26 protein-coding genes are annotated in these 25194 nt (G+C 64.7%); 14 read left to right on the plus strand and 12 right to left on the minus strand.

The window, feature by feature from the left end; genetic code table 11:
• From AC2FNJ_RS08010 to AC2FNJ_RS08020, 3 genes are all read right to left on the minus strand, one after another.
• Nucleotides 1-111, minus strand: a 111-nt coding sequence (locus AC2FNJ_RS08010) for a GTP-binding protein (RefSeq protein ID WP_170744588.1), incomplete at its 3' end; no start/stop codon positions are given.
• Nucleotides 112-219: 108 nt separating this feature from the next.
• The gene (locus AC2FNJ_RS08015; RefSeq protein ID WP_496763696.1) at nt 220-816 is read right to left on the minus strand and encodes a hypothetical protein; all 597 of its coding nucleotides are present in this window, start codon (nt 814-816) and stop codon (nt 220-222) included.
• A gap of 97 nt (nt 817-913) precedes the next feature.
• Complete coding sequence (locus AC2FNJ_RS08020; protein WP_496763697.1) at nt 914-3262, minus strand: DNA topoisomerase IV subunit A; 2349 nt, start codon at nt 3260-3262, stop codon at nt 914-916.
• Nucleotides 3263-3461: 199 nt separating this feature from the next.
• Here AC2FNJ_RS08020 and AC2FNJ_RS08025 point away from each other — a divergent pair, with 199 nt between their 5' ends.
• The 6 genes from AC2FNJ_RS08025 (at nt 3462) to AC2FNJ_RS08050 (ending at nt 7735) form a co-directional block, all read left to right on the plus strand.
• On the plus strand, nt 3462-4097 hold the full coding sequence (locus tag AC2FNJ_RS08025) for an SH3 domain-containing protein (RefSeq protein ID WP_496763698.1): 636 nt from the start codon (nt 3462-3464) through the stop codon (nt 4095-4097).
• Nucleotides 4098-4166: 69 nt separating this feature from the next.
• On the plus strand, nt 4167-4994 hold the full coding sequence (locus AC2FNJ_RS08030; protein ID WP_496763699.1) for an SDR family NAD(P)-dependent oxidoreductase: 828 nt from the start codon (nt 4167-4169) through the stop codon (nt 4992-4994).
• Between the two features lie 87 nt (nt 4995-5081).
• Nucleotides 5082-5285: a twin transmembrane helix small protein gene (locus tag AC2FNJ_RS08035; RefSeq protein WP_496763700.1), complete on the plus strand. Its 204-nt coding sequence runs from the start codon at nt 5082-5084 to the stop codon at nt 5283-5285.
• A complete protein-coding gene (locus tag AC2FNJ_RS08040; RefSeq protein WP_496763701.1) occupies nt 5286-5858 on the plus strand; it encodes a cob(I)yrinic acid a,c-diamide adenosyltransferase in 573 nt (190 codons plus the stop codon).
• 189 nt (nt 5859-6047) lie between these two features.
• Nucleotides 6048-6806 (plus strand): electron transfer flavoprotein subunit beta/FixA family protein, encoded by a 759-nt coding sequence (locus AC2FNJ_RS08045; protein ID WP_496763702.1) that lies wholly within the window; start codon nt 6048-6050, stop codon nt 6804-6806.
• A complete protein-coding gene (locus AC2FNJ_RS08050; RefSeq protein WP_496763703.1) occupies nt 6806-7735 on the plus strand; it encodes an electron transfer flavoprotein subunit alpha/FixB family protein in 930 nt (309 codons plus the stop codon). The genes AC2FNJ_RS08045 and AC2FNJ_RS08050 overlap by 1 nt, the downstream gene beginning before the upstream one ends.
• A 51-nt stretch (nt 7736-7786) precedes the next feature.
• Here the strand turns inward: AC2FNJ_RS08050 and AC2FNJ_RS08055 are convergent, their stop codons facing one another.
• A complete protein-coding gene (locus AC2FNJ_RS08055; protein ID WP_496763704.1) occupies nt 7787-8614 on the minus strand; it encodes a DUF6473 family protein in 828 nt (275 codons plus the stop codon).
• Between the two features lie 164 nt (nt 8615-8778).
• Between AC2FNJ_RS08055 and AC2FNJ_RS08060 the strand changes: the two genes are divergently transcribed.
• The gene (locus tag AC2FNJ_RS08060) at nt 8779-9654 is read left to right on the plus strand and encodes a 3-hydroxybutyryl-CoA dehydrogenase (RefSeq protein ID WP_496763705.1); all 876 of its coding nucleotides are present in this window, start codon (nt 8779-8781) and stop codon (nt 9652-9654) included.
• A 6-nt stretch (nt 9655-9660) separates the two neighbouring features.
• Here AC2FNJ_RS08060 and AC2FNJ_RS08065 read toward each other — a convergent pair whose 3' ends face one another.
• Genes AC2FNJ_RS08065 through AC2FNJ_RS08095 form a run of 7 tightly spaced genes read right to left on the minus strand, consistent with a single transcriptional unit; the run spans nt 9661 to nt 15068 of the window.
• On the minus strand, nt 9661-10554 hold the full coding sequence (locus AC2FNJ_RS08065; RefSeq protein WP_496763706.1) for a lysophospholipid acyltransferase family protein: 894 nt from the start codon (nt 10552-10554) through the stop codon (nt 9661-9663).
• 42 nt (nt 10555-10596) lie between these two features.
• Nucleotides 10597-10866, minus strand: a complete 270-nt coding sequence (locus AC2FNJ_RS08070) for an HPr family phosphocarrier protein (RefSeq protein ID WP_496763707.1) — start codon at nt 10864-10866, stop codon at nt 10597-10599.
• A gap of 16 nt (nt 10867-10882) precedes the next feature.
• Nucleotides 10883-11275, minus strand: coding sequence for a PTS sugar transporter subunit IIA (locus AC2FNJ_RS08075; RefSeq protein WP_496763708.1), 393 nt, complete (start codon nt 11273-11275; stop codon nt 10883-10885).
• The gene (rapZ, locus tag AC2FNJ_RS08080) at nt 11272-12153 is read right to left on the minus strand and encodes an RNase adapter RapZ (RefSeq protein WP_496763709.1); all 882 of its coding nucleotides are present in this window, start codon (nt 12151-12153) and stop codon (nt 11272-11274) included. Before rapZ ends, AC2FNJ_RS08075 begins: the two co-directional genes overlap by 4 nt.
• On the minus strand, nt 12150-12620 hold the full coding sequence (locus AC2FNJ_RS08085) for an HPr kinase/phosphorylase (protein ID WP_496763710.1): 471 nt from the start codon (nt 12618-12620) through the stop codon (nt 12150-12152). Before AC2FNJ_RS08085 ends, rapZ begins: the two co-directional genes overlap by 4 nt.
• A gap of 2 nt (nt 12621-12622) precedes the next feature.
• Nucleotides 12623-14329, minus strand: coding sequence for an ATP-binding protein (locus tag AC2FNJ_RS08090; RefSeq protein WP_496763711.1), 1707 nt, complete (start codon nt 14327-14329; stop codon nt 12623-12625).
• Between the two features lie 34 nt (nt 14330-14363).
• Nucleotides 14364-15068 (minus strand): response regulator, encoded by a 705-nt coding sequence (locus AC2FNJ_RS08095; protein ID WP_496763712.1) that lies wholly within the window; start codon nt 15066-15068, stop codon nt 14364-14366.
• Between the two features lie 349 nt (nt 15069-15417).
• Between AC2FNJ_RS08095 and AC2FNJ_RS08100 the strand changes: the two genes are divergently transcribed.
• The 4 genes from AC2FNJ_RS08100 to AC2FNJ_RS08115 all read left to right on the plus strand — a co-directional run bounded on the left by AC2FNJ_RS08100 (nt 15418) and on the right by AC2FNJ_RS08115 (nt 18594).
• A complete protein-coding gene (locus AC2FNJ_RS08100; protein WP_496763713.1) occupies nt 15418-17016 on the plus strand; it encodes a phosphoenolpyruvate carboxykinase in 1599 nt (532 codons plus the stop codon).
• Between the two features lie 21 nt (nt 17017-17037).
• Entirely contained in the window at nt 17038-17451 is a 414-nt protein-coding gene (locus AC2FNJ_RS08105; protein ID WP_496763714.1) for a nuclear transport factor 2 family protein, read from the plus strand.
• 292 nt (nt 17452-17743) lie between these two features.
• Nucleotides 17744-18037 (plus strand): hypothetical protein, encoded by a 294-nt coding sequence (locus AC2FNJ_RS08110; protein ID WP_496763715.1) that lies wholly within the window; start codon nt 17744-17746, stop codon nt 18035-18037.
• Nucleotides 18038-18051: 14 nt separating this feature from the next.
• Complete coding sequence (locus tag AC2FNJ_RS08115) at nt 18052-18594, plus strand: hypothetical protein (RefSeq protein WP_496763716.1); 543 nt, start codon at nt 18052-18054, stop codon at nt 18592-18594.
• Between the two features lie 6 nt (nt 18595-18600).
• On the opposite strand, the gene AC2FNJ_RS08120 is transcribed toward AC2FNJ_RS08115, so the two are convergent.
• Nucleotides 18601-19365 (minus strand): sulfite exporter TauE/SafE family protein, encoded by a 765-nt coding sequence (locus tag AC2FNJ_RS08120; RefSeq protein WP_496763717.1) that lies wholly within the window; start codon nt 19363-19365, stop codon nt 18601-18603.
• A gap of 142 nt (nt 19366-19507) precedes the next feature.
• On the opposite strand from AC2FNJ_RS08120, the gene AC2FNJ_RS08125 reads away from it, so the two are divergent.
• From AC2FNJ_RS08125 to AC2FNJ_RS08135, 3 genes are all read left to right on the plus strand, one after another.
• Nucleotides 19508-21199, plus strand: coding sequence for an acyl-CoA dehydrogenase family protein (locus AC2FNJ_RS08125; RefSeq protein ID WP_496763718.1), 1692 nt, complete (start codon nt 19508-19510; stop codon nt 21197-21199).
• 204 nt (nt 21200-21403) lie between these two features.
• On the plus strand, nt 21404-23623 hold the full coding sequence (locus AC2FNJ_RS08130; RefSeq protein WP_496763719.1) for a tetratricopeptide repeat protein: 2220 nt from the start codon (nt 21404-21406) through the stop codon (nt 23621-23623).
• A gap of 123 nt (nt 23624-23746) precedes the next feature.
• Entirely contained in the window at nt 23747-25156 is a 1410-nt protein-coding gene (locus AC2FNJ_RS08135) for an adenylate/guanylate cyclase domain-containing protein (protein ID WP_496763720.1), read from the plus strand.
• Nucleotides 25157-25194 lie beyond the last annotated feature (38 nt).

A 25194-nucleotide genomic window follows, 5' to 3' on the forward strand; every position in this document is an offset into this window, starting at 1 on the left:
GCCGAAATACTTGGTGATCGCTGCGGTCAGCGTGGTCTTGCCGTGGTCAACATGCCCGATCGTGCCGATGTTGACATGCGGTTTCGTACGCTCAAACTTTTCCTTTGCCATTCCTCAGGCGCCCTTTTGCGGTTTGGGGGACGGTCGGTCCCGGTTTCCTCTGCGCGCGCGGGATATTTGGTTCAAAGGGGAAAATCAAGCACATCCTGCGGCAACGGCCTAACCTTGCGCCGGATTCTGCGTCACCGCCGTGTCCTGCACCGGCGCGGCCGGGTCCGGCCGCTTGTCGAACCACCCGTTCTTCTTGTGCTGCTGGGCGAACCATTCCTCGACCCGGTCGGCCACCTTGAGCGCCAGGCCGTTCATCTGCTCTTCCTTGGTGCGCGCATGGCCCGAGCCGACCAGGGCGCTTTCGCTGGTGGTGTCTTCCAGCACCTGGATCTGCTCGCCCTTGGCCAGGAAGGTTTCCTTTTCGACATCGTAGACATTGACCAGGACGATGGCGGTGCTGCGCGGGTTGAAGACGACGGGAACGCCCGGCGGGGCCAGCATGTAGCCTTCGAGGCTGATGCCGATATCGTATTCCTGCGAGCCCTGATACCGGCCCAGCCGGGTATCGACCGCCTTTTGAATGGCGGTGGTCCATTCCTGCGGCGTGGCATCGCGCGAGACCGGACCCTGCACCGCCTTGTCCGCATAGGCATAGTTCACGCGCAGCTTGAATTCGCCCAGATCTTCCGGAGCTTCGTTTTCCAGCGTTTGGGTGCAGGCGCCCAACAGGGCCAATCCGGCAGTCAGGGTCAGTATGCGGAACATTTCAGGCTCTCGACAGGTCCGTTTCGGGAGGATGTAGCGCAGCAGGCCGGCGCGTGCCAATCGGTTTCGGCGGAAATTTTCGCAGCGCGCCGCCCGGTCATGAGAATTTGTAGTCGCGCGGAAAACCGTAGGGCGGCTTCTTCCCGACGCTGGCCCGCTTGCCGAGCCATTGGCTCAGGTCCGCCTCGTGCCGGGTCTTGTCGCCGCCCATTGACCATTTCAGCCCGTCCTGCCAGTTGAAGGTGGTCACGTCGCTGAGCCCGCCATCCAGTTCCAGCGTGCCCTGCCGCCCGCGCGCCATGTTGTATTTCTGCAGGCGCACGCCCTTGCCGCGGGTCATCTCGGGCAGTTCGGCCACCGGGAAGACCAGGAACTTGCCGTTCTGCGACACGACGGCGACGTGATCGCCCTCGACCGGCCTGCAGATCAGCGCGCGCTCGGTGTCCTTGACGTTGAGCACCTGCTTGCCGGCGCGGGTCTGGGCCACCACGTCGTCCTCGGGCACCATGAAGCCGTTGCCGGCATCCGAGGCCACCAGCAGCCTGCGCCCCGGACGATGAATGAAGAGATCGACGATCTGCGCCTCGTTCGGCAGGTCCACCATCAGGCGCAGCGGTTCGCCTGTGCCGCGCCCGCCGGGCAGGCTGGCGGCGCTGACCGTGTAGAACCGCCCGTTCGAGGCAAAGACAAGCAGCCGGTCGGTGGTTTCGGCGTGGAAGATGAAGCGCGGGCCGTCGCCGTCCTTGAACTTCAGCTCGCGGGTCAGGTCGATATGGCCGGTCATGGCGCGGATCCAGCCCATCTGCGAACAGACCACCGTGATCGGCTCGCGGTCGATCATCGCCTCGAGCGGCACCTCCTCGACCTCGCCGGCTTCGGCAAAACGGGTGCGGCGGGCGCCGCCCTCGTAATCCTTGCCGAACTTCTTCCTTGTCTCCTTGATCTGCTCGGCAATCCGCGCCCATTGCAGAGATTCGTCAGCCAGCAGATCCTCAAGATCGGCGCGTTCCTCCATGAGCTTGTCGCGCTCGCGGACCAGTTCCATCTCCTCCAGGCGGCGCAGGGAGCGCAAGCGCATGTTGAGGATGGCATCGACCTGCAGCTCGCTGAGTTCGCCCTCGCCCGGCGCGGGCGACACGTAATCCGCCTCGCTGGTGGCGCGGACATGGTCGATTCCCCAGTTCTCGCGCATCAGCGCGGCCTTGGGGTCGTCGTCATAACGGATGATGTCGATCACGCGGTCGAGGTTGAGGAAGGCGACGATGAAGCCTTCGAGCACCTCAAGCCGGTGGTCGATCTTGGCCATGCGGTGCCGCGAGCGGCGCAGCAGCACCTCTTGCCGGTGATCGAGGAAGGCGCGCAGCACTTCCTTCATCGAGCAGACCTTGGGCGTCACCCCGTCGATCAGCACGTTCATGTTCAGGCTGAACCGCACTTCGAGGTCCGAGTTGCGGTAGAGCATCCCCATCAGCACCTCGGGGTCCACGTTCTTGGAGCGTGGTTCCAGGATCAGGCGGATGTCGTCGGCGGATTCGTCGCGGACATCTGCCAGGATCGGGATCTTCTTGGTCTGGATCAGTTCCGCGATCTTTTCGATCAGCTTCGATTTCTGAACCTGATAGGGGATCTCGGTGACGACGATCTGCCACTGGCCGCGGCCCAGATCCTCGACTTCGTATTTGCAGCGCAGGCGGAAGGAACCCCGCCCGGTGCGATAGGCCTGCGCGATGTTCTCGGGCGGCTCGACGACGATGCCGCCGGTGGGAAAGTCCGGCCCCGGCACGTAGTTCAGCAGCGTGTCGTCGCGCGCGTCCGGCGTCTTGATCAGATGCAGGCAGGCGTCGCACAGCTCGGCGATGTTGTGCGGGGGAATGTTGGTGGCCATGCCCACGGCGATGCCGCTGGCGCCGTTGGCCAGCAGGTTCGGGAAACTCGCCGGCAGCACGACCGGTTCGGTCAGCGTACCGTCATAGTTGTCTCGGAAATCGACGGCATCCTCGTCCAGCCCTTCCAGCAGAGCTTCGGCCACGATCGTCATCCGCGCTTCGGTATAGCGCGAGGCGGCCGGGTTGTCGCCGTCGATGTTGCCGAAATTGCCCTGCCCGTCCACCAGCGGGTAGCGGACGTTGAAATCCTGCGCCAGGCGGGCCATGGCGTCATAGATCGCCGCATCCCCGTGCGGGTGATAGTTGCCCATCACGTCGCCCGAAATCTTGGCCGACTTGCGGAACCCGCCGCCGGAACCGAGTCGCAGCTCGCGCATCGCATAGAGGATTCGCCGGTGAACCGGCTTGAGCCCGTCGCGCGCATCGGGCAGCGCCCGGTGCATGATGGTGCTGAGCGCATAGGTCAGATACCGCTCGCCAATCGCGCGGCGCAGCGGCTCGGCCACCTCGGAAACGCCTTCGGGGGCCTCCATGTTGGGGTCATCGACGGTGTCGTTCATAGATGATGTGATACGCCGCCAGCGCGCGCGGGTAAAGCGAGCAACGCGCTTTTTGCTGGGGACAAGTCGGCCTTTTGCAACAAGGGGGAGGTAACGCGCGGATTTTCCCCGTTTTTCGACTCAGGGGCGAAACTATGCTAGGATTTCACCAGTGAACCTTTTGTAGTTCTTTGCTTTAACGATTACCGGGGGATGCGCCATGACGCGCCTTATTGTTCTGACCTTCGCTTTTCTTGGCTGGGCCTTTTTCGAAATGAGCGGCGGCACCGATTTCGAGCCGCGCGGGGTGCGCGAAGCGCCCCAGACGGTCGCATCGGTCGACACGACGGCGGCCGTACCCGCGAAACCGGCCGTGAAGGCCGAAGAACTTGTCACCCGGACCGCGCTGACCGCGGCCGCACCGGTTGCACCGCAAGATCCCGCCCCCGCGGCGGCGGATCCGGACCGCGGCGAGACGATGGCGCTGCTTTCGCAGGCGGCGGTGCGGCTCAACGCGGACGGAACGCTGTTCCAGCAGGATGCGGCGACGCTCACCCTTGCCTCGCTTCAGGACGGCGTGACGGGCCTGCAGCAGGAGGCGGCGGTGCCCGTCCCGGAGTCGGTCGAAACGCCCATCGCCACCGTCCCGGCCCGCGACATCCGCGAGGTGATCGGCAACCGCGTGAACATGCGCGGCGGACCCGGAACCATCTATCCGGTCATCGCCCGGCTCAACATCGGCCACGAGGTCGAGGTGCTGGACGACAGTGGCACCGGCTGGCTGCGCCTGCGCGTGTTGCCCGAGCAACATGTCGGATGGATTTCGGCCTCGCTGATCAGCAAAAGCGTGAACTGACGCCGGGCTGTCATTGCCCTGAGATGCACCTCGCAATACCTATAGGCGAGGTTCATCTTCGGGATCGTCATGCAGAAATCCATTCTCATCACCGGCTGCTCTTCGGGAATCGGCCTGGACGCGGCACACGGTATGCGTGCAAAGGGCTGGCGCGTCTTTGCCTCGTGCCGGCAACAGCGCGATTGCGACCGGTTGCGGGCGCAGGGGTTCGACAGCCCGCGAATCGACTACACCGACAGCGACAGCATCCGCTCGGGGCTGGAGCAGGTGCTGGAGCAGACCGGCGGCACGCTGGACGCGCTGTTCAACAACGGCGCGCACGGCCTGCCCGGCGCGGTCGAGGATGTGCCCACGGACGGGCTGCGGCACATCTTTGAAACCAATGTCTTCGGCTGGCACGAACTCACCCGGCAGGTGATCCCGGTGATGCGGGCCCAGGGGCACGGGCGAATCGTCCAGAACTCATCGGTGCTGGGGCTTGTCGCGTTTCCGTGGCGCGGCGCCTATGTGGCGACGAAATACGCGGTCGAAGGGCTGAGCGACACGTTGCGGCTGGAACTGCGGGACACCGAGATCAAGGTCATCCTGATCGAACCCGGGCCGATCACGTCGAAACTGCGGGAAAAGGCGATCCCGATCTTTGAACGGTTCATCGACTGGGAGAATTCGGCCCTGCGCGAGAAATACGAACGGTCGCTGCTGAAACGGCTGTACGAAGGAACCGGGCCGGACCGGTTCGAACTGCCGCCCTCGGCGGTGACGGAAAAGCTGATCCACGCGGTCGAATCGAAACGCCCCCGGTCGCGGTATTACGTCACCACGCCGACCTATATCGCCGGCTACCTGCGCCGGATCCTGCCGACCGGAGCCGTGGACCGCATCCTTTCCCGGGTCTGAGCGGAAATTAGAAATTAGTGGTTCGCTTTTGAGCGCGGGAGGGCTAGATCAGGCCGAACGCAACCAAAACAAGCGGACGGGGGCATTATGGACCTTCTCTTTGCGGTCTTGCTGTTGGCCATGGCGGCTGTCGTCGTCGTTCTGATGATCGGGATCGGCAACTTCGCCAAGGGCGGGCAGGACCACGCCAAGAAAAGCAACAAGATGATGCGCCTGCGCATCCTGTTTCAGTTCATTGCCGTGGTGCTGATCGTGCTCTACGTCTTTCTGCGTGGACAGGGAGTGCACTAGATGGTCGTCCTGAACAAAATCTATACCCGGACCGGCGACAGCGGAAAGACCGCGCTGGGCAATGGCGAGCGCGTCGCGAAATACGCCGGGCGTGTGGCGGCCTATGGCACGGTGGACGAGCTGAATTCCTTTGTCGGGGTGGCGCGGCTCGAAGCCGCGGGCGACACGGATGCCGCCCTGTCGCGCATCCAGAACGATCTGTTCGACCTGGGCGCGGATCTGTGCCGGCCGGACATGGACAAGGATGCCGAGGCCGACTATCCGCCGCTGCGCATGGCCGAAAGCCAGGTCGAACGGCTGGAGGCCGAGATCGACTCGATGAATGCCGGGCTGGAGCCGCTGCGCAGTTTCATCCTGCCCGGCGGGTCGCGGCTGGCCGCGCAGCTGCATGTCTGCCGCACCGTGTCGCGGCGGGCCGAGCGCCTGGCGGTGGAGCTGTCGAACATAGAGCCGGTCAACGACGTGGCGGTGAAGTACCTCAACCGCCTGAGCGACTGGTTCTTCGTCGCCGCGCGCTGCGCGAATGACGACGGAAAGTCGGATGTTCTCTGGGTTCCGGGCGCCAACCGCTAGAAACCGGCCCGCGCCGCCCGGCAGCTTTGCCGCCTCGGCGCCGCCAAAAATCGCGAAACGCGACGTCCCGGAGCCAAGACGTGACGATTTTGCCCTGTTGCAAGGCCTATCGAACCGCTATCAAACGCGGCGAGAGCATTGGTGGAGTCGCGACGCGGCTTGCCGTTTTTGTAAGGAGCATACGCAAAAATGAAGGTACTTGTGCCTGTCAAGCGCGTGATTGACTACAACGTGAAGGTTCGCGTGAAGGCGGACGGGAGCGGTGTCGATCTCGCCAATGTCAAGATGTCCATGAACCCGTTCGACGAGATCGCGGTGGAAGAGGCGATCCGCCTGAAGGAAAAGGGCCAGGCCGACGAGGTCGTGGCGGTTTCGATCGGCGTCAAGCAGGCGCAGGAGACGCTGCGCACGGCGCTGGCGATGGGCGCGGATCGCGCGATCCTGGTGGTGGCCGCCGATGACGTGCATACCGACATCGAGCCGCTGGCGGTGGCCAAGATCCTGGCCAAGGTGGTCGAGGAAGAACAGCCGGGGCTGGTGCTCTGCGGCAAGCAGGCCATCGACAACGACATGAACGCCACCGGGCAGATGCTGTCGGCGCTCTTGGGCTGGAGCCAGGCTACATTCGCCTCGGAACTGGAGATCGCGGGCGACAGCGCGAAAGTCACCCGCGAGGTCGATGGCGGATTGCAGACGATCTCGGTCAAGATGCCGACCATCGTCACCGTCGATCTGCGCCTGAACGAGCCGCGCTATGCCTCGCTGCCCAACATCATGAAGGCAAAGAAGAAGCCGCTGGATGAAAAGACCGCCGCCGATTACGGCGTCGATGTCACGCCGCGGCTGGAAATCGTCAAGACCGAGGAGCCGCCGGCGCGGGCCGCGGGGATCATCGTGGGCTCGGTGGACGAGCTGGTCGCGAAACTCAAGGAAGCGGGGGCTGTGTGATGGCTGTTCTTCTTCTCGCCGAAGTCAACAATGGTGAACTGTCGCTGGACGCCACCGCCAAGGCGGTGACCGCGGCCAGGCAACTGGGCGACGTGACGGTTCTGGCCGCGGGCGCCTCGGCCGCCGCCGCCGGCGAGGCCGCCGCCAAGATCGACGGGGTCTCCAAGGTTCTGGTCGCCGAAGACCCGTCGCTGGGCCACCGCCTGGCGGAATCCACGGCGGCGCTGATCGTCGGCCTGTCCGGTGACTATGAGCACATCGTCGCCCCGGCCACCACCGACGCCAAGAACGTGATGCCGCGGGTCGCCGCGCTGCTGGACGCGATGGTGATCTCGGACGTGTCCGGCGTGGTGGACGGCTCGACCTTCGAGCGTCCGATCTATGCCGGCAACGCGATCCAGACCGTGAAATCGAGCGACGCCAAGAAGGTTGTCACCATCCGCACCTCGACCTTCGACGCCGCCGGCGAAGGCGGCTCGGCCCCGGTCGAGACCATCTCGGTCGGCGACAACCCGGGCCTGTCGGAATGGGTCGAGGACAAGGTGGCCGAAAGCGACCGCCCGGAACTGACCTCGGCCGGTGTGGTCGTGTCGGGCGGCCGCGGGGTCGGCTCGGAAGAGGACTTCAAGCTGATCGAAACGCTGGCCGACAAGCTGGGCGCCGCCGTCGGCGCCTCGCGCGCGGCGGTCGACTCGGGCTACGCGCCGAACGACTGGCAGGTGGGCCAGACCGGCAAGGTCGTCGCTCCGAACCTCTATGTCGCCGTCGGCATCTCGGGCGCGATCCAGCACCTGGCAGGCATGAAGGACAGCAAGATCATCGTCGCCATCAACAAGGACGAGGAAGCGCCGATCTTTCAGGTCGCCGATTACGGACTGGTCGCCGACCTGTTCCAGGCCGTGCCGGAACTGACCGAAAAGCTGGGCTGAACACCGGTCCAGACCGAACCCCCGAAAGGCCCGCCAATCCGGCGGGCCTTTTCATTGCAGATCCAGAACCGCGCGGTACAGCCGGTCCGCGATCATCCGGTGGGTCGCGGGGCCGATCAGATGCTCGGCCATCGGCTGCTGCAGGGTGCCGAACAGCACATCCTCCAGCTCGTCCGAGTCGGCGCTGGCCTGCACCGGCACTTCCACGACTTGCGCGCAATGCGGTTGCAACTGCGCGACCATGCCGGCATCCACCAGGCACGGCTCGGCACCCAGCGCCCCGGCATGGTCCCGGGCCAGCGGCCCGTGATAGCGAAGCCAGAGCAGAAGGACCGGCCGCCGCAGCGCCCCGAGAAAGCCCTGCATCCGGTCGGTCCATGCCTGGCGCAGATCCTGCCGGACCACCTCGAACCGCGCGTCGTCGCAGGCCCGCAGGCAGGACAGCAGGTGGCGCGTGAAATGAATCTCGGAAAAATCCACGTCCGGATAAAGCGCCCGCAGCGCCGCCGTCGGTTCCAGAAACCGGTCATTGCGGCGCGGATGCACGCGGTAGAGGCGGTTTGACAGGTTCTGCGCCCCCGGCACCTGCACGATCGCGCAGGTGGCCCTTTGGGCGCGCTCACGCAGGAAGGGATCGGCCGCCAGCGCCTCGAACCCGCAATTGGCGCTGCCGAAGTTGATGCAGGTCCGACCCAAGCGGTGTCCGAGCAGCTCCGGAAACGGGTCGCGGACGAAACGGCCAAAGGTCTCGGCCCCGCCGATGCAGACCGAATAGGGCGGATCGAAGGCGCGCGGGGGGCCGCGAAACTCCGGCCCCTCGGGCGTATAGCGGCAGATCGGATCCTCGGGCGCATTCACGCCCAGCCTGTCATAGCTCATCGCTCGCACCCCGGTTGTTTCACCCGGCTGGCACAATGTGGCCACAGTCCTTGCGATTTCCCTAATGCGCGCATTTGAAGCAAAGGCCGCGCATCGCGGCCCCTTGCCGCCGCCCCCGCGCTGCCGGTAATGTCCCGGCAACTCGTGGGAAAGGCATCGCAGAGATGGACATCAAGAAGGTCGGAGTGATTGGCGCAGGTCAGATGGGCAACGGCATCGCGCATGTGATGGCGCTGGCCGGGTATGACGTGCTGATGACCGATGTCAGCCAGCAGGCGCTGGATGACGCCATGGCGACGATCGAAACCAACATGGCGCGCCAGGCCTCGCGCGGTAAGATCACCGACGACGAGATGCAGGCCGCGCTGAAGCGGATCGAGATCACCCTGAACCTGCCCGACCTGGGCAAGACCGATCTGGTGATCGAGGCCGCGACCGAACGCGAGACGATCAAGCAGGCGATCTTCGAGGATCTTCAGCCGCATCTGCTGCCGCACACGATCCTGACATCGAACACGTCGTCGATCTCGATCACGCGCCTGGCCAGCCGCACCGACCGGCCGGAACGCTTCATGGGGTTCCATTTCATGAACCCGGTTCCGGTGATGCAGCTGGTCGAGCTGATCCGCGGCATCGCCACGGACGAAGAGACGTTCAACGCCTGCAAGGCGGTGGTGGACAAGCTGGGCAAGACCGCCGCCAGCGCCGAGGATTTCCCCGCCTTCATCGTCAACCGCATCCTGATGCCGATGATCAACGAGGCGGTCTATACGCTGTATGAGGGCGTCGGCAGCGTGCAGTCGATCGACCAGTCGATGAAGCTGGGCGCCAATCACCCGATGGGGCCGCTGGAACTGGCGGATTTCATCGGGCTGGACACCTGTCTGGCGATCATGAACGTGCTGCATGAAGGGTTGGCGGACACCAAGTACCGCCCCTGCCCGCTGCTCACGAAATATGTCGAGGCCGGGTGGCTGGGCCGCAAGACCGAGCGCGGATTCTATGACTACCGCGGCGAGGTGCCGGTTCCGACGCGGTAAGGGCGGTCAGTCCGCGTCGGCCAGCGCCATCGTGTGTTCGCGCAGCCACGCCATGAAGCCGCGCGGATCGCGTTCCAGCAATTCCATGTCGGCCTCCGAGACCGGCTCGCCGATCACCGGCGCCTGCGGCTTGTTGCAGGAGCGCACGATCTCGTGCAGCAGCAGGCCCTGCCGCAGGATCGGAGAGACCTGGCAGGCGATCTGATAGGCGCGGGAATTGCGCCCCGGGAAATAGATCGGCACCACCTTGGCCCGCGACCGGCGGATCATCTTGGCGGTAAAGACGTTCCATTCCCGTTCCTTGACCGGGCCGAACCAGGTGTCCGAGGACATCACGACGCCCGAGGGGAACAGGGCCACGACGCCGCCCTCGGACAGATGCGCCATCGCCTTGCCGCGCATTTCCAGCATCTTGGTCTGCGCTTCGGGATCGTGCGGGAACGGCACCGGGATCATGAAGGATGTGGCGGCCTCGTCCAGGCCGGTCAGGACCGAGCGGGTCAGAATGCGGTAATCCTGCCGGACCCGTCCGATCAGTTCCGCCAAGATCATGCCATCGACCATGCCATGCGGATGGTTGGCGACGACCACGACCGGGCCTTCCTTGGGAATGCGCGCCAACTGCTCTTCTGGCGTCAGCAGATCGATGCCCATGGTCTCCAGCGCGCCGCCCCAGAACTTCTGCCCGCGATAGTATTCGTTCTTCTTCTCGAACTTGCTGACCATGCGCAGAATCGTCAGCTTGCCGGTGCACCATTCGATGGCCCGGATCGCCGTCGCCGTCCATGGATCGTCAAAGGAATTCGCGTAGGTCAGGGTTCTACGGTCGTAGATTTCGCCCCGATCTGCGGCCCCATCCACCACAGGCTCAGTCTTGCTATTGTGCGCGGTCTCCGCCAATTCTTGGTCTTCCTGTTCTTCACGTCGCACAGGACGGCGCGATCAGAACCCTTCCCCGAACTTCTCGTTCACCAGAGTCTCCAACGCATCCGCCAACGCCTCAGCATCCGGACCAGATGTTTCAACGTCAATAGTTGTTCCGCGCGATGCTGCCAACATCAAAAGCCCCATGATGCTGTCGCCCGAGGCCGACAAGCCGTCTTTTGTCACCTCTGCCGTCGCGTCAAATCCCTCGACCACCTCCACCAGCTTGGCCGAAGCGCGGGCATGAAGGCCCTTTTCGTTGATTATTTTAAGGCTTCGCGTCACCATCTGTGTCTGTCCAGTTTCAATCGAGTGTCACGTTTTTGGTGTTAATGTATTTTCTTCCGGCCTCCATCGCCTGCCGGACCGCATCCCCGACCGGCAAGTGGCGGCTTTTGGCCAGTTTGATGAGCATCGGCAGATTCGCCCCGTAAAGGATGCGCCGGTCATGCGGCGCGCAGGCCCGCAGGCTCAGATTCGAGGGGCTGCCGCCGAACAGGTCGGTCACGACAACCACGCCGTCGCCGGCATCCACCTCGTCTGCGGCGATGCAGATTTCGCGCTGCTTTTCCTCGCGGTCGTGATCCGCCTCGATCGAAACCGCCGCCAATCCGGGCTGTTTGCCCACGACATGCTGCATCGCGGCCAGGTATTCCTTGGCCAACCCGCCATGCGCTACGATTACGATCCCGATCAATCCGGCTTCATCCTGGTTTCGCGACGTTCCATTTCGCGGTGCCTAATTGACACCTGCTGCCCCCCCTCCGCAAGGGCCTTTGCGACCGCTTCGGCCAGGGCCACCGACCGATGTTGCCCTCCGGTACACCCGAAGGCCACCGACAGATGCGCCTTGCCCTCGGCCCGGTAGGCGGGCAGCAACAGGCGCAACAGGTCCACCACCCTGTCATGGAACGGCGCATAGTTCGGATCGGTGGCCACATAGGCGGCGACATCCGGGTTCCTCCCATCGGCGGCACGCAGTTCCGGTTTCCAGTAGGGGTTGGCCAGAAACCGGCAGTCGAACACCATGTCGAGCCCGCGCGGCAGGCCGCGCTTGTAGGAAAAGGACTCGATGGAAACGGCCAGGTGCCGCCCGCCCTCGGGGGCGAACCAGCGTTCCACTTCGTCGCGCAACTGGTGGACGTTCAACGTGCTGGTGTCGATCAGCGTGTCCGCGACCTCGCGGATGGGTCGCAAAAGCTCCAGTTCCTGACGGATGCCCGCCTGGGGGCTGGAACCCGGCGCCATCGGATGACGCCGCCGCGTTTCGGAATACCGGCGCAGCAGCACCTCTTCGCTGCAATCGAGATACAGCGTCGCCAGGTCGATCTGCTCCATCTGGCCCAGACGGTCCACCAGGTCCAGAAAGCCGGTGGTCGAAAAGTCGCGGTTGCGGGCATCGATGCCCAGCGCCATCGGGCGCGGCTCTTCCGGCCCGTCCAGCAGCCGCAGGAGCAGCCCCATGGGCAGGTTGTCGATTGCCTCGAAGCCGAGATCCTCGAGCACGTGAATCGCCGTCGAGCGTCCCGCGCCCGACGGCCCGGTGACGAGAACGATCCGTGTCTGCGTGTTCATCCTTCGGGCCATTCCGGTTCGACACGCCCCGCCTTGAGCAGTTGCAACAGTGATGGTGCGAAATGTGGGGCCTGGACCGCGCGAAGCAAGGGCAAGGGCGTGCCCAGGAGCACGATGGTGCGCGGTTCGGGAAGGCGGGCGGTCTCGGCGCGGTCGAGGTCGAGCACCGCGCCCAGCGGGACCGGACCGAAACTCTCGCACCGGATCAGGCCAAGCCCGCGCGCCTCGATCAGCCCGGCGATCGCCGCGGGCGCCTGCGCCAGAACGGCGCCGCCCTGCGCGGACAGCGCCACCCGGTCGTCCGCGACAAGCCCGGCCCCGAGGCCGATCAGGGTGAGCGCCAGCGACGACTTGCCGGCGCCGGACTTGCCAACGATCAGCAGGCCGTTGCCCGCCACCGCCACGCAACTGGCGTGAACCGTCGCGTGGTCGCCCTTTTGCAACGACTCGAGGTCTTGGACGGTCATCGTCAGGCCGGCAGCGCCACGACAAACCGCGCGCCCAGCGGATCCGAGGTGACATCCGCATCGGTGGGCCGGATGTTTTCGGCCCAGATCACGCCGCCATGCGCCTCGACGATCTGCTTGGAAATCGCCAGCCCCAGGCCGGAGTTGTTGCCGAAATGCTCCTCGGGGCGCTGCGAATAGAACCGCTTGAAGATCTTGGAGAGGGCTTCGTCGGGGATGCCCGGCCCGGTATCCTCGACCACCACCAGCACCCGGTTGTCGCGCCGCCGCGCCCAGACGCGGATCGCGTCCCCCTCGTCGCAGAACGAGATCGCATTGGTGATCAGGTTCACGAAGACCTGCGCCAGCCGCGCCTCAAGCCCCTTGATGACGATCGGCTCGCGCGGCATGTCCGTGATATAGTCCACGCCCTTGGCGCGCGCCTCTTCGCCGAGATACTGGCCGATGTTTTCGAGCAGCTTGAGCACGTCGAAGGGCTGTTCATCTTCCTTGACCAGCTCGGCATCCAGCCGCGAGGCGTTGGAGATGTCGCTGACCAGGCGATCGAGGCGGCGCACGTCGTGCTCGATGATCTCCAGCAGCTTGTCGCGCTGGTCGTCCCGCTTGACCACCCGCAGCGTGCCGACGGCGGATTGCAGGCTGGCCAGCGGATTCTTGATCTCGTGCGCCACGTCGGCCGCGAACTGTTCGTTGCCCTCGATCCGGTTGTAGAGCGCCGCCACCATGCCGCGCAGGGCGCGGCTGAGGCGGCCGATCTCGTCCGGCCGCGCGCTCAGGTCCGGGATGCGGATGCGGCCCGGGTTGATGCGCTGGTTGTTGTGATCGTTGCCCATCTCGGCGGCCGAGGCCAGATCGGCCAGCGGATTGGCGATGGTCGAGGCCAGCACCAGGCTGAGACCCACCGACACCAGAAGCGCCACGATGAACATCTGCAGCACGCGCTCCTGTTCCCGGCGGGCGATGGCGTCGATTTCACCGGCCGGGCCGGCCATGGCCAGAACCCCGATGGGGACGCCGCCGCGCAGGATCGGGGTTGCGGCCACGATGACCGTTCCGCCCTGGGCATCGGTCAGCGCCTTGACCTGAGTCCCGGTCCCCAGCGTTGCCGGAACCATCGCCGAAACCTGATCGGCAAGGTCGGGGGACGGGCGGGCGGTACCACCGCTGAAGATCGAGGACACACCGGTCCACAGTGCGTTCAACCCGTCGCTGATGATGGTCGGGCTGCCGTCGGCGCCCGCCTTCAAGGCGACATTCGGCGCCGGGGCCGCGCCGCGCACCCACCCGGCCAGGGCGCCCGACTCGCCGAACACGAAGACTTCCACGCCGCTTCTGAGGCTGAGCCCCGCCAGCGTCTTGCCGATGTCGATTTCGCTGTTGTCGGTGAACGCCTCGGGATTGTCGGCGATCCGCGCCTCGAACACGTCGCTGACCAGTTCCGCCTCGCTGACCAGAGCGTTGGCGCGCTGCATGACCTGATCTTCGCGGGTGTCGTCGAGATAGAGCAGCCCGGCCACCAGAATGACCAGCGCGATCAGGTTGAAGGTGATGATCTTGCGCGCCAGGGTCGAGCCGCGCAGGGCAAAGATGCTGCGCCGCGGGCGGACGAAGCGCATGTCGTCGGAGTTGGGGTCGAGCGGAATGACCCAGTCATCCCCCAGAACCACATCTCCGTCGCGCGGTCCGTTCACTGATCCCGTGTCACGCACGAATGACCTTCGCCTTCCCCCCCAGCAAGGGCGGTTATTCTTCGTTGTACCTGTAGCCTATGCCGTAAAGCGTTTCGATGGCCGAAAATTCGGGATCGGCCGTGCGCATCTTCTTGCGCAGGCGCTTGATGTGGCTGTCGATGGTGCGGTCGTCCACATAGACCTGATCGTCATAGGCGACATCCATCAGCTGATCGCGGCTCTTGACGAAGCCGGGACGCTGGGCCAGGGCCTGCAGCAGCAGGAATTCGGTCACGGTCAGGGAAACGTCCACGCCCTTCCAGCTCACCGCGTGGCGCAGCGGGTCCATCCGCAGATGCCCCCGCTCCATCACCTTGGCATCGCCTGTCCCGGTCGCGGTGGCGTCACCGGCATTGGCCTCCTGTCGCCGCAGGAGCGCGCGGATACGCTCAACCAGAAGGCGCTGCGAGAACGGCTTTTTCACGTAATCGTCCGCGCCCATGCGAAGGCCCAGAACCTCGTCGATCTCGTCGTCCTTGGAAGTCAGGAAGATGACCGGCATCTGGGTCTTCTGCCGCAGCCGCTGCAACAGGTCCATGCCGTCCATCCGGGGCATCTTGATGTCCAGCACCGCCATGTCCGGCAGTTTCTTGTTGAAGGCATCCAACGCTGCCTGTCCGTCGTTGTATGTTTCGACCTCGAAACCTTCGGCCTCGAGAGTCATGGATACGGACGTCAGAATGTTTCTGTCGTCATCCACCAGTGCAATCTTTGACATTTGGGATGCCCCTGTTGCTGCTCTCTACTGCTCAGTGCGAAAATTTTCATCGATCTTCCCCCTTTTGGCGAACCGAATCAACGAATATCTGCGAATCACTTCGCAACTGTTGCGGAATTGGAGACATAAATGTCGCCCGACGCGAAATCCGCGACCGGCGGTCGGGCAGGAAATGTATGGTTGCGCTAAACATCGCGCTGGTGGCGCTAACTGCGCCAAACCGTCCTGTTCATGCCCGGAACCGCCGTGATAAGACCCCCGCGTCCGCCGGAGAATGGTTCCGGTCCATTGCCCCAAGAGCGCACGCGGGACAGCATGAACCGCAGCGCCGCCATAGGAGAAAAAACGCATGACATCTGGACGGGTTAACCCGCAATTCCGCCTCGAGGATCAGGGCATCGAGGGTCTGGGAAATGTCTATTACAACTTCATGGAACCGGCGCTGATCGAAGAGGCGCTGAAGCGCGGCGAAGGCACCTTGGGCAACGGCGGCGCATTCCTGGTTTCCACCGGCAAGTTCACCGGCCGGTCCCCCAAGGACAAGCATGTGGTCAAGACCGACAGCGTGGCCGACGGCATCTGGTGGGAGAACAACGCCGCGATGAGTCCCGAAGGCTTCGACGCGCTGCATGCCGACATGCTGGAGCACATGAAGGGCAAGGATTATTTCGTCCAGGATCTCGTCGGCGGCGCGGATCCGGCCTATTCGATCAATGTGCGCATGGTGACGGAACTGGCCTGGCACAGCCTGTTCATCCGTCACATGCTGCGCCGCCCGGACCGCGAGGATCTGGACGAATTCGTGGCCGATTTCACGGTCGTCAACTGCCCCAGCTTCAAGGCGGACCCGAAAAGGCACGGCTGCCGCAGCGAAACGGTGATCGCGCTGAATTTCGACGCCAGGCTGATCCTGATCGGCGGCACCGAATATGCGGGCGAGAACAAGAAATCCGTGTTCACCCTGCTGAACTACCTGCTGCCGGAAAAAGGTGTGATGCCGATGCATTGCTCGGCCAACCATGCGGTCGGCAACCCGGTGGACACCGCCGTTTTCTTCGGCCTCAGCGGCACCGGCAAGACCACGCTGTCCGCCGATCCGGCGCGGGTGCTGATCGGCGATGACGAACATGGCTGGTCGGACCGCGGCACCTTCAACTTCGAGGGCGGCTGCTATGCCAAGACCATCAACCTCAATCCCGAGGCCGAGCCGGAAATCTACGCGACCACCACCAAGTTCGGCACGGTGATCGAGAACATGGTGTTCGATCCCGAGACCAAGAAGCTGGATTTCAACGACGACAGCCTGACCGCGAACATGCGCTGCGCCTATCCGCTGGAATACATCTCGAACGCCTCGAAATCGGCGATGGGCGGGCATCCCAAGAACATCATCATGCTGACCTGCGATGCGTTCGGCGTGCTGCCGCCGATCGCCCGGCTGACCCCGGCCCAGGCGATGTATCACTTCCTGTCCGGCTTCACCTCGAAAGTGGCCGGCACCGAACGCGGCGTCACCGAGCCGCAGCCGACCTTCTCGACCTGCTTCGGCGCTCCGTTCATGCCGCGCCGGCCCGAGGTCTACGGCAACCTGCTGCGCGAGAAGATCGCCCGGCACGGCGCCACCTGCTGGCTGGTCAACACCGGCTGGACCGGCGGCGCCTATGGCGTCGGCAGCCGGATGCCGATCAAGGCGACCCGCGCCCTGCTGACGGCCGCGCTGGACGGATCGCTGGCCGAGGCCGAGTTCCGCAAGGACGCCAATTTCGGCTTTGACGTTCCGGTTTCAGTGCCGGGCGTGCCCGAGGTTCTGCTGGACCCGCGCCGCACCTGGGACGATCAGGCGGCGTTCGACAAGCAGGCCGACAAGCTGGTGCGCATGTTCGCCGAGAACTTCGAACAGTACCTGCCGTTCATCGACGAGGACGTAAAGGCGGTGGCCATCGGCTGACCGCGCCGGAAAAGGGATGCGATGATCGATCACGCTTATGTCCGCGGCCTGTTCGATGCCTGGTGCGCGGGCGATCACGATCCCTTTTTCTCGATCGTTCGCGACGACGTGAAATGGACGGTCATGGGCAGCCACCCCCTGGCCGGCCGCTTCGAGAGCAAGCAGGAACTGTTCGACGAGGCGTTCGGCAGGCTGCTGAAGGTGTTGCGCGACGGCATGCGCATGACTGTCGAGGGCGTCTATGTGGATGGCTCCACCGCCATTGCCGAGCTGCGGTCCGAAGGCAAGGCCCTGAACGGCATGCCCTACAGGAACACCTATTGCTGGGTGATGCATTTCGACCGCGACGGCCGGATTTCGGCCGTCACCGCCTATCTGGACTCGGCCCTGATCTGCTCGATCATGGAAAGCAACGAGGGTGGCGGCCCGGCCTGAGCGGCCGGACTGCGGATCGGAGGCTTGCGGGGCGCAATCTGATCAAATATTCCTTTCGGAACGAAAATAACCCGGCGTTGATACGCCGGGCCGGGACTGAAAGGACATGGGGGCTGCAAATGCGCACTCACTCACATTTCCGAGGAAAGCAGCCTAATCGGACTCCGAGCATACGGCAGTCGGGAATTTTGTGTCAACATGAGACACGCGAAAACCAGTCGGCGGCGGGGCCAGACATCCCCTGCCCTTGCGGATTTGCACAGGTTTTGAACAAGTAGGGACAGGTGGCGTCATGTCGGACATCTCAAAACTCGCCGAACTGCGCAAACTGGTGCAGAGCATGGAACACACGCTGGGGCTGGAAGACCTGTCGCCGGCCGAGCGGGACATCTATTATGCCGCGGGGGAACTGGCGCGCTCGGGGCGCGAAGTCCGGACCTTCGGCCTGATCGAGCATACGCTGGTCCAACCGATCTCCCGGCCGACCTTCTTTCGTGCGCTGAAATCGCTGGTCCAGAAGGGCTATCTGTCCCAATGCGACTCGTCGCTGCGGGGGCGCTATGTCGTGCATGACCCCCGGCCCTGAACTCTGACCGAACCGTGCGCAACTGGATCACCGAAACGGCGGTCGCGTCGCTGGCCTATGTGGCGGCATCGTTGATCACCTTCGACGTGCTGATGCCGTTGCAGAACATGTTCTTTCCCGAATATCCCAGCCGCGCCAGCCTGCTGTTCCTGCCGCATGGGGTCAGGGTTCTGGCCGCCTGGCTGCTGGGCTGGCGGGCGATCCCGGCGCTTCTGCCGGGGGTGGTTCTGGTCTTTGTCCATCTGGGCGGGTCCGACGTGTTCATGGCCAGCCGGCTGTGGGCCATCGTGGTTGCGGTCGTCACCGCTCCTGCCGTGTTTCACCTGCTCAGGGCATGGGGCTGGAACGTGTTTCCGCATCGTGACCGTCCGGCCTGCTGGAGCTGCGTGATGGGCGTCGGTGTTCTGACCTCGCTGCTGATGGCGCTGCTGACCAACATGGCATTCGGCAGCTCGATCGTCGAATACGTGGCCTTTCTGATCGGAGATGTGGCCGGGCTGTTCTTTCTGATGCTCGGGCTGCTGGTTGTCTTTCGATTGCAACGCGGCGCGCGCTGACGTGCGTCACAGTCCGATGCCCCGGCGCAGCAGGTTCAGCCCGGCGATCAACAGCACGAACAGGGTCGCCTGACGGAACGTGGCCTGATCGATCCGGTCGTGCAGCTGCAGGCCGATCCACATGCCGACCACCGCAGGAAAGATCAGCAGCACCGACAGCCCCACCGTGTCCGTGCGCAGGATGCCCGAGCCGACATGGGCGACGGCGAGCGCCACCGCCCCCAGCCCATAGATCACCCCCTGGATCCGCACCTGATCGCGTTTTGGCGTATCGAGCGCGGTGAGATAGGCCACCGTGGGCGGCCCCCAGACGCCCGACATCCCCCCGATGAACCCCGCGACGGCCCCGGCCGCGGCCTCGACGACACGGGACTGGCGCCGCAGGGTCAGCGACACGCCCAACAGCTGGATGAGCGCAAAGAACACGACCGGCGCCCCGATCATGATGAGAAAGGTCGTTGCGGGCACCCGGGCCACCAGCTGCGCGCTGACCAGCAGAAAGACCAGACCGACGGCCAGGAACACGCGAAACTGGCGCATCGAGGACAGCGCCGCCGCGGACCCCTGGCGCAGCGCCTGCATGGCATTGGTGACAAGGGTGGGCAGGATCAGCCCCGCCAACGCCAGGTCCGGGGGCAGCAACATGCTGAGGCCCGAAACCAGCACCATCGGCATGGCAAAGCCGACCAGGCCCTTGACCAGCCCGGCCAGAACCGCGATCGCGCAGGCCAGTGCCAAGTCCAGCGGGGGAAGCAGGGTAAGCCACGTCATGCCCCTTGATAGCACCGGCTTTTTCTCTGCACCGCAAAAATCGTCACGTAATTTTTGAACCTTTCCGGGCATTACTGCGTATTTTTGTTGCGCTGCATGTGCAAAGTGATATGACCGGATGACCCCAGAGAGGACGTGATTCATGGCCCATGACGGACAGGATGTGACGACGATGACAAACCCCGTGATATTGCCCGATCTTCTGCGGCTGACCGGAGCGGCGCTCGCCCCGGTGGAGGCCGTCTATGAACGCGCGCGGGAGGCCGTCCGCGCTCTGGTCACGACCGATGGCAAGGTCTCGGGCGCCCTCATCGAAGCGCATCAGACCGCGGCGCACGGCTTGTCCTGGATGGCCACCTATCACCAGTCGCTGAGGCAGATGCAACGCTGGGCCGAGGCGCTGGAGGCGGCCGGCACGTTCGGCGAGATGGAACAGCTGATCCATCAGATCGCGTTCGGCGAATACCTGCACCAGATCGCCGGCGGCATCCCGATGAACCAGGGCGAAGTCGTGCGTCTGCAGGAACTGGGCCTGGGCTGGGATGCGCTGTCGGGGTTCCAGTGCGACGAGGTTCAGACCCTGATGCGCGCCGGAAACACGCAGGCGGCGCGGACACGGCTGGTCGCGTTGATGGAGGCGCAGGCCGGTGCGACGATGTTCGGCGCTTCGGGACTGGACGAGGAACTGGAAATGATCCGCGACCAGTTCCGCCGCTATGCGCAGGAAAAGGTCGAGCCCAACGCCCATGACTGGCACCTGAAGGACGAGCTGATCCCGATCGAGATCATCGAGGAACTGGCCGAGATGGGCGTGTTCGGCCTGACCATCCCCGAGGAATATGGCGGGTTCGGCCTGTCCAAGGCCTCGATGTGCGTGGTCTCGGAGGAACTGTCGCGCGGCTATATCGGTGTCGGGTCGCTCGGCACCCGGTCCGAGATCGCAGCGGAACTGATCCTTGCCGGCGGCACCGACGACCAGAAGGCGCAGTGGCTGCCCAGGATCGCCAGCGCCGAGATCCTGCCCACCGCCGTTTTCACCGAACCCAACACCGGGTCCGACCTCGGCAGCCTGCGCACCCGCGCGGTCAGGGACGAGAACGGCGATTACAAGATCACCGGCAACAAGACCTGGATCACCCATGCCGCGCGCACCCATGTGATGACCCTGCTGGCGCGGACGAATCCGGAGACCACGGACCATCGCGGCCTCAGCATGTTCCTGGCGGAAAAGACCCCCGGAACCGATGCCGATCCCTTCCCGACCGAAGGCATGACCGGCGGCGAGATCGAGGTGCTGGGCTATCGCGGGATGAAGGAATACGAACTGGCCTTCGACGGGTTCCACGTCAAGGGCGAGAACCTGCTGGGCGGCGAAGAAGGCAAGGGTTTCAAGCAGTTGATGGAAACCTTCGAATCCGCCCGCATCCAGACCGCGGCGCGCGCCATCGGCGTGGCGCAAAGCGCGCTGGACATCGCCATGCAATACGCGCAGGAGCGCAAGCAGTTCGGCAAGGCGCTGATCAACTTCCCGCGCGTGTCGGGCAAGCTGGCGATGATGGCGGTGGAGATCATGATCGCGCGGCAGCTAACCTATTTCAGCGCCTGGGAAAAAGACCACGGGCATCGCTGCGATCTGGAGGCCGGGATGGCCAAGCTGCTGGGTGCGCGGGTGGCCTGGGCGGCGGCGGATAACGGGCTGCAGATCCATGGCGGCAACGGTTTTGCACTGGAATACAAGATTTCCCGCGTGCTGTGCGACGCCCGGATCCTCAACATTTTCGAGGGCGCGGCGGAAATCCAGGCGCAGGTGATTGCCCGGCGTCTGCTGGGATGACCCCTCGGGACGTGGCCTGACATTCCCCAACTCGGCCCGGCCCCAGTGCCGGGTCTTTTTGTCGATGTACGGCTGAACCGTCCGGAACGTACCGGCCTCGGACCCCCGCTTGTCCGTTTTGTACAACGGCTTGAGCCGGACCCAGGCCCTGGGAAACGGGAAACCAGTTCCCACGATATTTCGAAGCTGTTAACCTTCGATATCATGCACAGCAGCCTAAACCGCCGCCTGGCGGCGATCCTTGCCGCCGATGTCGCGGGGTATTCCCGTCTGATCGGCCTCGATGAGGAAGGCACCATCGCCGGGCTGCGACATCTGCGCCACGAGGTGATCGAGCCGGTGGTGAGCGACCATGGCGGACGGATCTCGAACACCGCTGGTGACAGTTTCCTGATCGAGTTTCGGAGCGCCGTCGATGCAGTGCGCGCGGCCATCGAAATCCAGTCCAGTCTGACGGAGCGCAACGCAAACCTCGACCCGGATCGCGCCATCGTGCTGCGCATCGGGTTGAACGTGGGCGATGTGGTTTCCAACGGAGATGACATTCTGGGCGACGGGGTGAACGTCGCCGCGCGCCTTGAAGCGCTGGCGGAGCCGGGGGGCATCGTCGCCTCGCGGGCGGTGGTGAACTATGCGCGCGCCAATGTCACGGCGGAGTTTGTTCCGATGGGGCCGCAGAAGGTCAAGAACATCGCCGAGCCGGTTGAGGCGTTTCGGGTCGTATCCGACGCGGTCAAGGTCGCGAAGAAACCCCGAAGCCCGGCAAGGCCGGTGTTGGCGGCGCTGGCCCTTGCGGCCCTCGTTGGGGCCGGCGTCTATTGGGCCGTCCCATGGACGCAGGGTCAGATGCGGGCGTCGGAAGCACGAATGAGCTATCCGCTGCCCGATCTGCCCTCGGTTGCGGTGCTGCCGATTTCAAACCATTCCGACGACCGGGCAAACGAGATGCTGGTGGACGGAATATCCGAAGACCTGATCACGGACCTGTCGCGGATGTCGGGCCTGTTCGTGATCGCCGGCAATACCTCGTTCGCGTATCGGGACCGGGAGATCGACATCGCGCGCTTTGCCGAGGAGTTGGGCGTCAGATACGTGGTGGATGGCAGTCTGCGGCGTACGGGAGAGGCGTTTCGGGTCAATGTCCGCCTGACCGACACGTCGAACGGTCGGCTGTTGTGGGCCGAGCGTTTTGACGGCGAACTGAACGATCTGTTTGCGGTCCAGAACCGGATCGTTCTGGACATCGCCGAGGTTCTGGACTTGCCTTTGGACGCCCGGAACCGGGTCGAAATCGAGAAGGTGGAAACGGACACGCTCGAAGCCCGCGAGGCGTTCCAGCGCGGATGGACTCTGTATTCGAAGTTCAACGAAGCCGACAATCTTGCGGCGATACCGCATTTCGAAGAGGCGGTCGCACTTGATCCCGACTATGCGCGCGCCTGGGCGGCGTTGGCGCTGACGCATCTACGCCCGCATATCTTTCACCACTGGAATGCATTCACCAGCAACCGCGACCGGCTCCATATCGGGTTGTTCTACAAGTATTTGCAGGAGGCCTCGAAACGCGAGACTTCGCTGATCCATGTCATCCGGGCCATGGTCAGCCTGAACCTGCGCGATTGGGGCAGCGCCGGGGACACCGGGCGCGGCGTTGACGAGGCGCGGCAAGAGGCGGCGAAGGCCATCGCGTTGCAGCCCAGCGACCCCGAGGCACATCTGACGATGGGCTGGGCCCTGATCGCGGCGGGCGAGCCCGAGGAGGGGCTTGCCTTTGTGCAGGCGGCCATGCGGCTCGATCCCAGGCATCCCAGCCACTATGTCCTGCTTGAGGCAGCCGCGCTTTACGCGATGGGGGATCTGGATCAGGCCAGCGAGGTTCTGCGCGCCGAGCTGGAGCGCAACCCGCAGGCCAAGGAGCTGATGCCGCTGGCAGCGTCGATCCTGGCGCTGAACGGCGACAGGCGCGCCGCGCGCGAGATGGTCGACCGCTGGCAAACCGGAGAAAACGCAGGATCGCTTGAGGAAACCGTTGACGAGTATTTCTTTGTCGTGCGCTGGGGTGGCGATCACCGATTTCTGAACCGCCGGCTGACCGACGGATTGCGATTGGCGGCGCTGCCGGTGGGCACCTCGGTTGCCAGCCTCAGGGCGGATCTGGTGCGCGGCGATGCCTATGAACAGCGGACGGCGGCACGGGCGCTGGCGCTTTTCGGCGCGGATGCGGCGCCTGCCGTGCCGGAACTGATCACAATGCTGGAAAGCCCGTCGGCCTTCGTGCGCAAGGAGGCTGCGATAGCGCTGGGCCAGATCGGCGCAGCGGCCGCCCCTGCCCTGCCTGCATTGGAGGCCCGCGCCGACACGTCCCTGTCCGGCAGGCTCGCTGCCCGTGCCATTGATCAGATCCGGGGCGATCTGGCGGATTGATCGCAGGCATCGAGCACGAGTCCGCACCGGGATGATTGCCCGTGGGGCGCCGGGACGAATGGCGCGGCGGGTTGCACGACCCGTCCGCCCGCCGGCAATTGACGCCGTTCCGGGTGTCGGCCCATGATGGTGTTGACCAGATCCGCCACCGCCCGTTCGCGGCGGCGCGCGGCAACCGGACCGGGGGCGTTGCACGTCATGACCGCCAGCGTGGAAACAAGTTTCGCCCAGAGCGACGGCCTGTCCATCGCCTATCAGGTCTGGGGGAGTGGCCCGCGGAACCTGGTGATGGTGCCCGGCATGATCTCGCATCTGGAAGCGTCGCTGGAGCATCCAGGCTATCTGCAATGGATGGAGGCGCTCGGCGCGATCGGCCGTCTGGCCGTATTCGACAAGCGCGGCAACGGCATGTCCGACCGCATCCAGGGCGCGCCGACGCTGGACGAGCGGGTGATGGATATCGAGGCGGTGATGGAGGCCGCCGGCATGGAATCGGCGACGCTGATCGGGTTTTCGGAAGGCGCCTCGCTGGCCTGCGTCTATGCCGCGATGCGTCCCGAACGGGTCGAACGGCTGGTGCTGTGCGGCGGCTATGCAACCGGCCGGCTGGTGCGGGGGTATCTGTCGGAAGCGGCGTTGCAGGAGTCGATGGCCCAGTTCCAGCAGAACTGGGGCAAGCCGGGCCGGCCGCACCCGTTCTTCGCCTTCGGTCCCGACCCTGAGGATCAGGCCGGACAGGAGTGGTTCGCGCATTTCCAGCGGATGAGCGCCACGCCGACGACCGTCGCGACCCTGTTCGAACTGGCCGCCCATATCGACATCCGCGCCCTGCTGCCGTCCATAGCGCAGCCGACGCTGGTCGTGCATCGCGAGGACGAACAGCCCAACGGCCGCGACTGCGCCGAGGAGTTCCTGCGGCTGATGCCCGCGGCGGAGCACCGCACGGTTCCGGGCCATCAGCATGTGCCGTGGGAGGGCGACGTGGATCGTTATGCCGCGGCGATCATCGCATTCATCACCGGCAGCGCGCCGTCAACCGCGCCCGCCACGCGCCTGCTGGCCACGGTGCTGTTCTCCGATCTCAAGGACTCGACGGGCGTACAGGCGCGCATCGGCGATGCGGCGTGGCGGAGACTGATGAACCGCCACGACGAGATGTGCCGCGCCGAGGTCGCGCGCCACGGCGGCCGTCTGGTCAAGTTCACCGGCGACGGCATTCTGGCGACGTTCGACTCGCCGACGAGCGCGCTGAGCTGCGCCGGGGCGCTGCGCGCGGCCCTGTCGGAGCTGGAGCTGGACGCCCGCTTTGGTGCGCATACCGGCGAGATCGAGATTCGCGGCGAGGATATCAGCGGCCTGGGCGTGGTGGTGGCGGCGCGGATCATGGGCCAGGCCGATGGCGGGCAGGTTCTGGCCTCGGATCTGACCCGGCAACTCATGCTCGGCTCGCGCTTTCGCTTCGAGGACCGGGGCGCGCATGTGCTGAAGGGGGTGCCGGACAGTTGGAGACTGTTCGAGGTCAGCGCGGGGTGAACGCGGTTTGAGCGGTGAGGCCCGTTTGCGCGAAAACG

The organism is Ruegeria sp. BHSB196, assembly GCF_059613135.1.